This window comes from Rhizobium sp. 3T7, from assembly GCF_020166565.1.
In the GTDB taxonomy this organism is placed as follows: domain Bacteria; phylum Pseudomonadota; class Alphaproteobacteria; order Rhizobiales; family Rhizobiaceae; genus Rhizobium.
The window spans coordinates 296,620-309,204 of sequence record NZ_JAIQXS010000003.1; the positions used below are offsets into that span (position 1 = coordinate 296,620).

Genomic DNA, 12,585 nt, shown 5'->3' on the forward strand with positions numbered 1-12,585 from the left:
CACAGGATTCACATTATGGCCGAAAGTCTCGCCGAGGCGGTCTCCCGCCGCCGCACATTCGCTATTATCGCGCACCCGGACGCTGGTAAGACCACGCTCACCGAAAAACTGCTGTTGTTCGGCGGCGCCATCCAGCTTGCCGGCGAAGTCAAGGCAAAGAAGGACCGCATGCAGACGCGCTCCGACTGGATGAAGATCGAGCGCGAGCGTGGCATCTCCGTCGTTACGTCGGTGATGACGTTTGAATATAAAGACAACGTCTTCAACATCCTCGATACGCCCGGCCACGAAGACTTCGCCGACGACACCTATCGCACGCTGACCGCCGTCGATGCCGCGGTCATGGTGATCGACGCCGCCAAGGGTATCGAGCCACGGACGCTGAAGCTGTTCGAAGTCTGCCGCATGCGCGACATTCCAATCATCACCTTCATCAACAAGATGGACCGCGAAAGCCGCGATCCCTTCGAGATCCTGGATGAAGTCGAGGAGAAGCTGGCGCTCGATTGCGCGCCGGTGACATGGCCGATCGGCCGCTCGAAGACGTTCTGCGGCACCTACCACCTCGCCAACAACGAGGTGCGCGCCTCCGACACGCAGGAGATCATGACCAAGGTTACCGATCCCGAGATGGTGTCCCACCGCCTGCCTGAAAACGAGCGGGACGCCTTCGTCGAGGAAACCCTGCTCGCGATCGAGGCCTGCAAGCCGTTTGACAAGAAGGCTTTCCTGGAGGGGCATCTGACGCCGGTTTTCTTCGGCTCGGCGCTGCGCAATTTCGGCGTTCGCGATCTCATCGATGCGCTCGGCGAGTTTGCGCCGCCGCCGCGCGATCAGGTCGCCGATATCCGTACCGTGCATGCGACCGACAACAGGATGACGGCGTTCGTCTTCAAGATCCAGGCGAACATGGACCCGAACCATCGCGACCGCATCGCTTTTGCCCGCATCTGCTCCGGCAAGCTCGAGCGCGGCATGAAGGCGCGGCTGTCGCGCACTGGCAAGCAGCTCGGCCTTACCGCGCCGCAGTTCTTCTTCGCCTCGCAGCGGCAGCTTGCCGATACCGCTTATGCCGGCGACGTCGTCGGCATTCCCAATCACGGCACGCTGCGCATCGGCGATACGCTGACGGAGGGCGAAGCGCTGGTGTTCCAGGGCGTGCCGAACTTTTCGCCGGAAATCCTGCGCCGCGTGCGCCTGGAAGACGCCATGAAGGCGAAGAAATTGAAGGAAGCGCTTCAGCAGATGGCTGAAGAAGGCGTCGTCCAGCTGTTCCAGCCGGAGGATGGTTCGCCGGCTATCGTCGGCGTTGTCGGTGCGCTGCAGCTCGATGTTCTCAAGGAGCGCCTGATGGCCGAATACGGCCTGCCGGTCTCCTTCGAAATGTCGCGCTTCTCCGTCTGCCGCTGGATCTCCGCCGATCAGCCCGCCGAGCTCGAGAAATTCGTCACCGCTCGCCGCGGCGATATCGCGCGGGACTTGGACCACGATCCCGTGTTCCTGGCGCAGGACAGCTTCTCTTTGCGCTACGAAGCTGAACGCTATCCGGCGATCAAGATGGCAGCCCTCAAGGAATATCACGCCGTCAAGGCGGCGTGATATTGGATCGGATATACCGATCTGCCATGATGCCTTTACGAAGAGGAGCGTTTCATGGTTCGCGAGAATGAAATCAGAGAAAACGAAGTCGCCGTCGAACTACCGCCGGCGACCGACGCCGGCCTGGTGTTCATCGGGCGCATCCTGACGCCCTGGACCTCTCGCATGGAGACGCCCCGCCAGGGGCGGCATGACGGTCCGCTCTGCAAAATCGAAATATTCGAGCCGTGGAGACAGGCTCTCCAGGGTGTGGAAGCCTTCGAGCGGCTGGAGGTGCTCTATTGGCTGGATCGGTCGCGGCGCGACCTCGTCCTGCAAAGCCCGGCCAGCAGCGGAAAGGTGCATGGCACGTTTTCTCTTCGCTCGCCGGTGCGCCCGAACCCGATCGGGACCTCCATCGTCAAGCTGGAGGGAGTAGAAGGTGGCGCCCTGCTGGTGCGGGGGATGGATTGTCTTGACGGAACACCGCTGCTCGATCTGAAGCCCGATCGCACACTGTCAAGCCGATAGCGCTGCCGCAGACTGGAGATTTCCAGACTGGCGACGACGTGGCGCATTCTTGCAAGAAGGCCTGACGATCAGTCGACGGCGATCATGACGTCCGAGGCTTTGACGACCGCATAGGCGTCGCCGCCGACGGCGAGCCCCAGTTCATCGACGGCTTCGTTGGTGATGGAGGCCGTGACGATCGACCCGCCGCCGATATCGATTCGGACATGCGCCGTGGTCGCGCCTTTCTTCACCTCGACGATCTTTCCCTTCAGTCGATTCCGTGCGCTGATCTTCATGAGATGTCTCCTGGCTCGGGATGGCAGACTGTATCGGCTCGGCCCCGGGGTCGCAGTCTTACTCGCCGCGCGGGTAGCGTTGGCTTTCTTCCAACACGTTCAAATCCATGTGGTTGCGCATGTAGCGTTCGGAAGCCTTTTGCAGTGGTTGATAGTCCCAGGGATAGTATGCGCCGTTCCGCAGCGCCTCGTAGACGACCCACCGGCGCGCCTGGCTTTCGCGCACGGCAGCATCGAAGCCCTGCAGGTTCCAGCGCTTCTCGGCCAGGGACTTGAGGTTCTCCAGGATTTCGACATGTCCTGCATCGCCGGCAAGGTTATTCAGTTCCTTGGGATCCGCGTCGAGATCGAACAGCAGCGGCGGGTCCTTGTCGCAAAGGGTGAGTTTGAAGCGACCCTCGCGCAGGCAGACGAGAGGGGCCTCGGAACCTTCGGCGGCGTATTCCATCGGCACTGGGCCACGCCCCCCGGTCCCGGTCGCGAGTGGCGCAAGGTCTTCGCCATCCGTCCATGGTGCGAGCTTGGTCATGTCGATGCCCGCCAGTGCGGCTAGCGTCGGCGTCACGTCGAGCGTCGAGACCGGTTGCTGGATGCAGGCGGCATTCCAGCCCGGAGCCGCGATCGTCAAGGGCACTCGTGAGGAGCCGTCGAAGAAGCACATCTTGAACCAGAGGCCACGGTCGCCGAGCATATCGCCATGGTCGGAAACAAACAGCACGATCGTGTTGTCGGCCATCCGCGCGCGCTCGAGGACGTCCAGGATCTCGCCGATCTTGTCGTCGATGTACGAGATGTTGGCGAAGTAGCCTTGGCGCGCGCGCCGGATCTGTTCCGGCGTGATTTCGAACGCATCATAGTCGCAGGCCTTCAAAAGGCGCTGCGAGTGCGGATCCTGCTGGTCGAACGGAATCGCATCGACATCAGGATCGAGCGCCGGGGAGTTCTCGTAGAGGTCCCAATATTTGCGGCGTGCGACATAGGGATCGTGCGGATGGGTGAAGCTTGCCGTCAGGCACCAGGGACGGTCGTCGTGACGGCGCGACAGGTCGTAGAGCTTGCGGGTCGCGTTGTAGGCGACCTCATCGTCGTACTCCATCTGGTTTGTAATCTCGGCAACGCCTGCGCCCGTCACCGAGCCGAGATTGTGGTACCACCAGTCAATGCGCTCGCCGGGCTTGGTGTAGTCGGGCGTCCAGCCGAAATCGGCGGGATAGATGTCAGTCGTCAGACGCTCCTCGAAACCGTGCAATTGGTCGGGGCCGACGAAATGCATCTTTCCGGAGAGGGCAGTATGGTAGCCGGCCGCACGCAGATGGTGCGCGAATGTCGGGATATCAGATGCGAACTCGGCGGCATTGTCATAGACGCGGGTTCTGCTTGGCAGCTGTCCGGACATGAAGGACGCGCGCGCTGGCGCACAAAGAGGACTTGCAGTGTATGTATTTGCGAAGCGCACCGAACGCTCGGCGAGGGCCTTCAGGTGAGGCGCATGGAGAAATTCGGCCGGCCCGTCGGGAAACAGGGTCCCATTGAACTGATCAACCATCAGGATAAGGATATTCGGGCGCGCCATGGGGAGTGTGTCCTTCGGTTCTCGGGGAGCGGAAACTTAGCGGCGTCTGCACAGGTCTTCCAGTCCGCATCGACGGCAATGCATCGCAGACATTTCGGCATCATCTCTTGTTTGCCATTTGATTGCTTTATTGATTATCCATATTGGATCACCTGTGAAGCTGGCATTATTTGATATCCTCTCTAAGGATTTTTTATGGAAAGCCGCCGTGTCGAACTTGGATGGATGCGCATATTCGCTGAGATCGGCAAGGCGGGAAGTCTGTCGGCGGCGGCGAGCGCTCTTGGCCTGACGCAACCTGCCGTCAGCTATCAGATTCGCCGGCTGGAGGAGCAAGTTGGCGTCAGCCTCTTGAAACGCCAGCATCGGGGCGTTGAATTGACGCCGCAGGGCCAACGTCTGCTCGACGTCGTGGCAAAAAGCGTCAGCGAGATTGACGAGCTGGCGCGGCGTTTCCGCGATGAAGCCGATCGGCCAATCATAAGGCTGCGCACGGATTATGCGTTTTCCGCCCTATGGCTGATCCCGCGGATTCACGCGTTCCGCACGCTTTACCCGGATGTCGACATTCAGATTGTCGCGACACAACGAACGGAGAAAGGTCGGTCGGACGACGGCGATGTTGCCGTGGTTTTTGGTCGGCGATCCGAGTTCGATCGCGGCGCGGTTCTGCTCTTGCCGGAAAGGGTCGCGCCCGTCTGCACCCAGGGCTTCCTTGATCGCTACGGCTCGCTCTCGACGCCTGATGACCTTGCGCGAGCACGTTTGATTCATCTCGATACCGAGGAGCCGTCGCCTTGGTTCGACTGGCGACACTATCTCGCGGAGCTCGGTGTCCGCCGCGATGGTCGCGCCGGGCAGGGTGACGTCAGCTTCAATACCTACTCGCTCGTGGTGCAGGCGGCGATCGGCGAGCAGGGCGTTGCCATCGGATGGATGGGCCTTGTCGATTCGCTGCTCGCAACCGGGATGCTGAAGACCACAGGCCCAGCGCTGGAAGCGCCGGATCGGGGTTATTGGCTGCTGCCGCCGCGCACGCGCGATGCCCAAAGCGATCTTCTTGTTGCGTGGCTCATGTTAGAAGCCGGCATTGGCTGAGCACGCCGTCAGGCGACCAAATCGCTGAGAAAATCGTCGCACCAGCGCGACACATCGTACTCCAGCAGATAGTCCATCATCCGCTGCCAACGCTCGCGGCGTTCTTCCAGGGGCATATTTAAGGCACGCGCCAGCGCGTTGGCGGTTCCTTCGATGTCATAGGGATTGACCAGCAACGCCCCCCTCCTCAATTCGCGTGCTGCGCCGGCAAAGCGGGATAGTACGAGTACACCCGGATCTTCGGGATCCTGCGCGGCGACATATTCCTTCGCCACGAGGTTCATGCCGTCACGAAGCGGCGTGACCAAGCCAACCTTGGCCAGTCGATAAAGACCCGCGAGGATCGGACGACTGACGGAGCGGTTGATATAGCGGATCGGCACCCAGTCCACCGTCCCCAGTGCGCCGTTAACTCGACCTGCCTGTTCCGCGACGGTGCGCTGCATTTGTTCGTATTCCGGGACTTCCGAGCGTGATTTCGGTGTGATCTGAAGGTAGGTGACGTTTCGTTGGTGGGCTGGATTGTTGACGACGAAGCGCTCGAAAGCGTCCAGCCGCTGGGTGATGCCCTTGGAGTAATCCAGACGGTCGACGCCGATGATAAGGTCACGGCCCTTGATACTCTGCCGCGCTCTCTGCACCAGATGGTGGCTGCCGGCCTTCTTGGCGAATTCGGCGAAGGCGGCGGTCTCGATGCTGATGCCGTAGGCTCCGCCCTTGAAAACCTTGTCATTCGCTGTGAAGCGGCCGTCGCCGATGGCGTCGCCCATCTCCTCGCGGCGAAGGCAGCCGGCAAAGTTTTCGAGATCGTGGTCCGTCTGAAAGCCGACGAGATCGTAGGCGGCAAGACCGTGCATGATTTCCTCGTGAACCGGCATAGTGTAGAGCACATCGGCAGGCGGCCAGGGAATGTGCAGGAAAAAGCCGATGCGGTTCTTAAAGCCCATTTGCCGCAGTTCCGCGGCGAGCGGGATCAGATGGTAGTCATGGACCCAGATGATGTCGTCTGGCCGCAGCAGCGGCGCAAGCCGATGCGCGAAGAAACGATTGACGCGGAAATACCCCGCCATTTCCTTGCGGCCATACTCCGCGAGGTCCAGGCGGTAGTGACAGATCGGCCAGAGCACGCGATTGGCGAAGCCGTGATAGTATTCGTCGACATCCTTGCCGGTGAGATCCGTAAGTGCATAGGTGATCTTGCCCTCTTCCGTCAGGGAGAGCGGGCCGGGCTCTTCGTTTTCGCTCGATTTTCCGGACCAGCCCATCCAGATGCCGCCGCGTTCTTCGAGTGCCGCTTTGAGCGCTATCGCCAGTCCGCCGGCGGAGGCCGCGCCCTCCTTCACGGGAGCTGGCACGCGATTGGAGACGATGACAAGACGGGTCACGGAGGTTCCTTTCATCGGGAGGGCGGCACATCGTGCATGGATCAAACGGCGAGCTGCCCAATCAGTTCCCGCACCGCCGATGCGGAAGGCAGCGCCAGAGTGGCGGCAGTGTCCGAAGACGGCCCGACACGAACGGAATGGCCGCCAAAGCGATTGGCGACACGGAACATCGCCTCGTCCGTAACGTCGTCACCGATGGCAATCGGACGCCTGCCGGCAAAGGGCGGCATCGACAGAAACGTCTCGACAGCGTGACCTTTGTCGGCGCTCGCGGGTCGGATTTCGAGAACCATCTTGCCCCGCTGCAAGGTCCAGTTCGGCCCGACCTTGGACTGCAGCCTCTCCATGATCAGCTCCACGTCCGCCTGCCTTTGCGGCACGAGGCGATAGTGAGTGGCGACCGCAGCTCCCTTGTCTTCCACGAGTACGCCTTGCAGATTTTCGGTTGCGGCGCGAAGCTCCGCCTTCAATGCCTCGAATGCGGCAGTGGTTTCGGCTTTCATGATCCTGCCGTCCGGCCAACGCAATTCGGCGCCATGCAAGCCGGCGATCGGAAATCGGAATGGTGCGAACAGCTCGTCGGCATAGGCGAGCGCTCGTCCCGTTACCAAGGCTAGTGCCCCGCCGAGCCTTTGCCACGCGGCATAAAGCGCCGCCGGCAGCGACGGGGGCATGACGATCGCATCCGGCACCGCGGCCAGGTCAAGCAATGTGCCATCGATATCGAGAAAAAGAGCGCAGTCTTGAGGGGAGGATAAAACGGCGCTCAGCAATTCCGTCTGCCCTGAGGCCGGTTGCGGCATCATGGCAGGAAATGGCTCACTGGGGTATGACATGGTGACTTACCTATGTCGGCATTCGCCGAAGGCAACCCGTTTTGGCTCAATAATGCGAGGAAATCTCAGATTTTGCCCTGGAATCCGTGCACTGATCAATCGTTCATTCAGCCGGCATTGTGCCGGAATGCTCGGTGAAGAAGGCCTTGGCATCGGCGGTAAAGGCGGCGCGCTGATCGGTCCGCGTGTAAAACATGTGACCGCCGCGATAGACTTTCAGCGCCACCCGCTCGCCGGCAAGCGAAGGCGGCAAGTGGTCGACAACATAACGGCTCACGCCATAAGGCGTGACGAGATCGCTGTAGCCGTGGGCGATCAGCAGGCGGAATTTCGGATTGGAGGCGAGGAACTGGCGAATATCGTCGGTGACGCTCGCCTGCAGCCTGGAACCACCGCCGCGTCCGCCCCACTCCCATCTGCGGCTGATGTCGCCGTCCAGCAGCGAATAGGTCATCTCGGTCTTGAAGCCGAGTTCATTGCGCGCATAGTCGGCGAACGCCCCGCCATAGGCGCGGGTGAAGCCGTCGAGGACGGCGTCGTCGCCACGGTCAGAGTCCGACTCCGGGTAAGGATCGGGCGTCGAGAACGCAGCGTCGTAAGGGCTGACAATTCGATCATCCTGCCCGGTTGATTGCTTCGCATAGGCGTTTCCGAGGAAGCCGCGGTTCTTTGCCACGATATCTGCGGGAATGCCGGTCATGCCGGCAACCTTCCCGTAGAAGGCTTTGGCCGCCTCGCCAGTCGGCGGCGGGCCAGCGAGTATCGTCAGATAGTCGCCAAGCGCAAATTTCTCCGCATCGCGCTGCCGCGCTTCATCGAAGGCATTGCGTCTGTCCATGTTCGCTGCAGCAAGCGACGGAAACTCGAGTGCCGCGCCCAGTGCAAACTGATCGGCATTGAACATCAGTTGCCCTTCGAGCAACGGCGAAAGCATGATCGCGCCCGAGACGATGATGCCTTGGCTATCCTTCAGCGCGCCGACCACCTTGGCGGCGCGGAAGCCGCCATAGCTCTCTCCGAGAAGATACTTGGGCGAACCGGACCGGTTGTTGTGGGCGACATAGAGAGCGATCGCCTTGGCAACGCTCTCCGCGTCGGAATTGACGTTGTAGTATTTGGAGGCGTCGTCGGCCTTGGCGGTTCGGCTCCATCCAGTTCCGATCGGATCGATGAGAACAACGTCGGTAAAGTCGAGCCAGCTCTGCCGATTGTCGGTCAATTTCGCATCGGCCCCATCGGCCCCATCCGGGCCGAAATCCAGGATGCGCGGCCCTACGAGGCCGAGATGCAGGAACGCCGATGCGGCGCCAGGGCCGCCGTTGAAGGCAAAGGTCAGGGGCCGGTCGGACTTCTCGTTCCTGGCGACATAGGCCGTATAGAACACGGCGCCGGCCTTGGAGCCATCTTGCGCAAAGAGATCCAACGTGCCGGCCGTTGCCACATAGTCGAGGGTCCGTCCGCCGATCGTCATTGTGTGTTGGCTGACCGAGTCGCCCGGCAGCAGCTTCAACACGCCCTCGCTCGATGAACCCTGTGTGGCAACCTCGCCTTGACCCTCCTGCGACAAGGCGGGGGGCAGCGGAGCAAGCAAGGCGGTTGCAAGCAGGCTGGCGGATAGGAAACGCAAGACTTCTCCTCCGACGGAAGCGGCATGGGAGGCGTTAGCGTAGCATCGCCCCGTTGGGGGAGAAATCAACAGATGGTGAGGCGGACGTCAGTCCGCCCTCTCGATCGTCTGCGCATTCACATATTGCGCGCGACCGGCGTTCCAGCCGTTGATCGCAGCGCCGGCGCCAAGCACCACGAAAAGCACTGCCGACCATGCGAAGCTTCCGGTCCAGCCGCGGATGAGCCCGACCAAGAGCGGACCGATCGCGGCAAGCAGGTAGCCGACACATTGGGCCATGCCCGAAAGATGGGCCGCGACATGCGGATCGCGCGACCGCAGCACGATCGTCGTCATCGCGACAGCGATCAGGCCGCCCTGGCCAGTGCCCTGCAGCACGGCCCAGACCCAGACGGTGGAGAGCGGCGCAAACAGCAGGCCGAACAACGCGACGACGGCAACGACGCAGAGCGACGCATTGATCACACGCTGATCCTTGCCCCTGATGGCGATCTGCGGGGCAACCAGGCATGCTGCAGCCTGAACCATCACCGATACCGAAACGATCGCTCCCGCGGTGACGCCGTCAAGACCGCGCTCGCGCAGGATCGGGACGAGCCAACCGAACACGCAATAAGCCAGAGCCGACTGCAGGCCCATGAAGAGCGTGACCTGCCAGGCCAGGCGATCCCGCCACAGTCCTTGGACGGAAAAGCCGCTGCGTTTGACTTGATCCTTGGTGGACAGCACCTGCGGCAACCAGACCATCCCGACGATCAATGCAGGCAGACCCCAGGCGGCCAGCGCTCCGGAGAGCGAGCCGCCGAGGATGCGCTCGAGCGGCAGCGTGAAGCCTGCGGCGCTCGCCGCGCCGGCGCATAGCGCCATCGTGTAAAAACCGGTCATTAGCGCGGCGCGATCGGCAAAGTCGCGCTTGACCAGCCCTGGCAGCAGCACGTTCCCGACCGCGATGCAGGCGCCGGCAAGCGCAGTGCCGACGAAGAGCAGCGGAACGGATGATAAGCCACGCAGACCCGTCCCGAGCGCCAGCAGGACGAGGACCGCCAGAAGCGTGCGCTCCGATCCGATCCGCTGGGCAAGCCGCGGCGCCAACGGCGAAAAGGCGCCGAGGCAGACGACGGGCAGGGTGGTCAGCAGGCTGGCACCGAGGGATGAAAGGCCGAGTTCCGTCTTGATTTCGGGCAGCAGCGCGGAGGCGCTGGAGAAGACGGGACGCAGATTGAAGGCGATCAGGACCAGGCTGGCGCCAAGGAGAAAGCGCACCGCTGCGCTGCTGCCAACGGGGGGCTGCGGCTGCGGTACGCTATCGGCTTCGGCGTCGATGAGCTGTTCGTCCGCCAGGTCGTAGACGTGTGCGGCATCCTGAAGGGGCGTGGTCATGAATGGAGCATCCGGTCGAGAGCGCTGATGATAGGGGCCATGAAGTGGCGAACGGCCGCATCGGCCTGTTGCGGATCGCCGGTGGCGATCGCGTCGATGATGTCGGCATGCGCCCGCATATCAGGCTCGGGAATCTCGTCGTTCAATGTCGCCGCGATCGTTTCGGCAATCGAGGCGGAAAAAAACTGATAGATTTCGATCATCGCGCGGTTGGCGGAAGCGGCAATGATCGCCTTGTGGAAGGCAAGATCGCGTTCGACGAAAACGCTCCGGTCGCCGCCTTCGAAATTGCCGCGCTTTACGAGAAGTGCTCGCAACTCCGAAATGATCGCAGGCGTTTGTCGTATCGCTGCCAGCCGTGCGGCCTCGACGTCGAGCGCGCACCGGGCCTCGAAGAGATCGCGCAGACTGGCGCGACGTGCCATGGTGAGCGGCAGTCGCGTGTCCGTGGTCGAGAGCACGTAGGTTCCCGAACCCTGCCGGGTTTCGAGGAGGCCTTGCGACACCAACACCCGCACCGCCTCTCGGATCGTGCCGCGGCTGACGGAGAGCGTGGAAGACAGCGTCGCCTCGTTGGGCAATCTCTCGCCAACGGCCCATCGCTTTCCCAATATCTCGGTGCGGATCGCCTCAATGGCCGTGTCCGCAAGTTTCGTTTTTGCAAGTGGTTGCATCGCTCGTATTCATAAAGTCATCAGATGACTTTATGAATACATCGAAGCCGCTGTCCTCGTCAATCCTGTGCTGAAAAATGAAAAGGGCCGCTCGGGGCGACCCTTTCCATGAGTTCTGGCCTGTAAATGGCCGGACCGTCAAAGCGATCCTAGGAAGGTGGGCTTAGAGCGAGGGCTGCCTCGCTTTCATCACCACTTCCATGCCTTTTACGAGGTCCGAAATCTCATTAGACATTGGATCACCTTCCTTTCGTTCTGTTGAAGATGGGTAAAAGGTAGGATGATTCGCCGGAGATGCAAGAAAAAACGAGGCGTCAGGTGCTGCGCATCTTCCCTGGCAGCGGTGTTTCACGTCACGGGCGCCGGCAATACACTAATGTTTACAATGATGTCCTATATGCTGCCGCAGTGAGCAAACATTGCGGCGGAGGGCTGTGGATTAAACCGGCTCAGTGTGCGGCCTTGATGAAGGTGCCGTTCTGCAACTCTCGCATCGCCTGCATGATCTCCTCTCGCGAGTTCATGACAATCGGCCCATGCCAGGCAACCGGCTCCTCGATCGGCTTGCCTGAAACGAGCAGGAAGCGGATGCCTTCGTCGCCGGCCTGCACCGTCACTTCGTCACCGTTGTCGAAGACCACGAGCGTCCGGTTGCCGGACATGTCGCGAATGTTGAGTTCCTCGCCGTTGACCTCCTTCTCGACACGGACGCCGAACGGCTTGGAGGCGTCGCGGAATGTGCCGGAGCCTGCGAAGATATAAGCAAATGCGTTGCGATAGGTGTCGACGGGCAGGCGCTTCTTCTTCCCCGGAGGGACCGAGACATCGAGATAGATCGGTTCGGCCGCTACGCCGTCAACTGGGCCCGCTTTGCCCCAGAAGTCGCCACAGATAACGCGCACAGCCGTACCGTCGTCATCGACCACCACGGGAATGTCGGCGGATTTGACGTCCTGATAGCGGGGCGCCGTCATCTTCAGCGACGAGGGCAGGTTGGCCCAGAGCTGGAAGCCATGCATGCGTCCGGCAAAATCGCCCTTCGGCATTTCCTGGTGCATGATGCCGCTTCCTGCCGTCATCCACTGGATGTCGCCGGCGCCGAGCAGACCGCGATTGCCGAGGCTGTCGCCGTGCTCGACCGTGCCTGCAAGCACGTAGGTGATCGTCTCGATGCCGCGGTGCGGATGCCAGGGAAAGCCGCGGATATATTCGGCCGGATTGTCATTGCGGAAATCGTCCATCATCAGGAAGGGGTCTGTCATCGACGGATCCCCGAAGCCGAAGACGCGGTGCAGCTTCACACCGGCGCCTTCCATGGTTGGCGTTGCGGTGCTCGTGTGCTTTACGGGACGTATTGACATGGCATCCTCTCGAAGGGTTCAACTTGTCCGAGACTATAGCCGCCGGGCCAGCCTCTGCGAAATTAGCCGCCGCGGGGACGCACTGTTCACAAAAGAAGATGTTGCATTGCGCAATTCGATCGCATCGACCGTCAGAAATTTGTCATCTTCCGCTTGCAAGTCATGAAGCCGTTCAGGTCTTATTAACCATCAGATTCGACAATCGTTGTCGCGTTTCAGCATTTCTCCCGCCTCCGACAACGCGGGTTCTGGAGTGGAAAGAGC

Annotated in this window: 10 protein-coding genes and 1 pseudogene; 3 read left to right on the forward strand and 8 right to left on the reverse strand. The window is 61.3% G+C overall.

Features of this window, described 5'->3' with window-relative positions; translation table 11 throughout:
- Window positions 1-15 precede the first annotated feature (15 nt).
- Window positions 16-1,599, forward strand: coding sequence for a peptide chain release factor 3 (locus K9B32_RS06695; protein WP_224561091.1), 1,584 nt, complete (start codon window positions 16-18; stop codon window positions 1,597-1,599).
- A gap of 54 nt (window positions 1,600-1,653) precedes the next feature.
- Window positions 1,654-2,174: pseudogene (gene tsaA, locus K9B32_RS06700) on the forward strand (tRNA (N6-threonylcarbamoyladenosine(37)-N6)-methyltransferase TrmO).
- 3 nt (window positions 2,175-2,177) lie between these two features.
- Here the strand turns inward: tsaA and K9B32_RS06705 are convergent.
- Window positions 2,178-2,387: a molybdopterin-binding protein gene (locus K9B32_RS06705; RefSeq protein WP_224561092.1), complete on the reverse strand. Its 210-nt coding sequence runs from the start codon at window positions 2,385-2,387 to the stop codon at window positions 2,178-2,180.
- A gap of 58 nt (window positions 2,388-2,445) precedes the next feature.
- The gene (betC, locus tag K9B32_RS06710; protein WP_224561093.1) at window positions 2,446-3,960 is read right to left on the reverse strand and encodes a choline-sulfatase; all 1,515 of its coding nucleotides are present in this window, start codon (window positions 3,958-3,960) and stop codon (window positions 2,446-2,448) included.
- A gap of 195 nt (window positions 3,961-4,155) precedes the next feature.
- Here betC and K9B32_RS06715 point away from each other — a divergent pair, with 195 nt between their 5' ends.
- On the forward strand, window positions 4,156-5,058 hold the full coding sequence (locus K9B32_RS06715) for a choline sulfate utilization transcriptional regulator (RefSeq protein ID WP_224561094.1): 903 nt from the start codon (window positions 4,156-4,158) through the stop codon (window positions 5,056-5,058).
- An 8-nt stretch (window positions 5,059-5,066) separates the two neighbouring features.
- Here the strand turns inward: K9B32_RS06715 and otsA are convergent, their stop codons facing one another.
- The 6 genes from otsA to K9B32_RS06745 form a co-directional block, all read right to left on the reverse strand.
- The gene (otsA, locus tag K9B32_RS06720; RefSeq protein WP_224561095.1) at window positions 5,067-6,443 is read right to left on the reverse strand and encodes an alpha,alpha-trehalose-phosphate synthase (UDP-forming); all 1,377 of its coding nucleotides are present in this window, start codon (window positions 6,441-6,443) and stop codon (window positions 5,067-5,069) included.
- A 41-nt stretch (window positions 6,444-6,484) separates the two neighbouring features.
- Window positions 6,485-7,279, reverse strand: coding sequence for a trehalose-phosphatase (gene otsB, locus K9B32_RS06725; RefSeq protein ID WP_224561096.1), 795 nt, complete (start codon window positions 7,277-7,279; stop codon window positions 6,485-6,487).
- Window positions 7,280-7,382: 103 nt separating this feature from the next.
- Window positions 7,383-8,906 (reverse strand): S10 family peptidase, encoded by a 1,524-nt coding sequence (locus tag K9B32_RS06730; protein WP_224561097.1) that lies wholly within the window; start codon window positions 8,904-8,906, stop codon window positions 7,383-7,385.
- A gap of 87 nt (window positions 8,907-8,993) precedes the next feature.
- Complete coding sequence (locus K9B32_RS06735; protein WP_224561098.1) at window positions 8,994-10,286, reverse strand: CynX/NimT family MFS transporter; 1,293 nt, start codon at window positions 10,284-10,286, stop codon at window positions 8,994-8,996.
- The gene (locus tag K9B32_RS06740) at window positions 10,283-10,960 is read right to left on the reverse strand and encodes a FadR/GntR family transcriptional regulator (protein WP_224561099.1); all 678 of its coding nucleotides are present in this window, start codon (window positions 10,958-10,960) and stop codon (window positions 10,283-10,285) included. Before K9B32_RS06740 ends, K9B32_RS06735 begins: the two co-directional genes overlap by 4 nt.
- Window positions 10,961-11,409: 449 nt before the next feature.
- A complete protein-coding gene (locus K9B32_RS06745) occupies window positions 11,410-12,321 on the reverse strand; it encodes a pirin family protein (RefSeq protein ID WP_224561100.1) in 912 nt (303 codons plus the stop codon).
- Window positions 12,322-12,585: the final 264 nt, after the last annotated feature.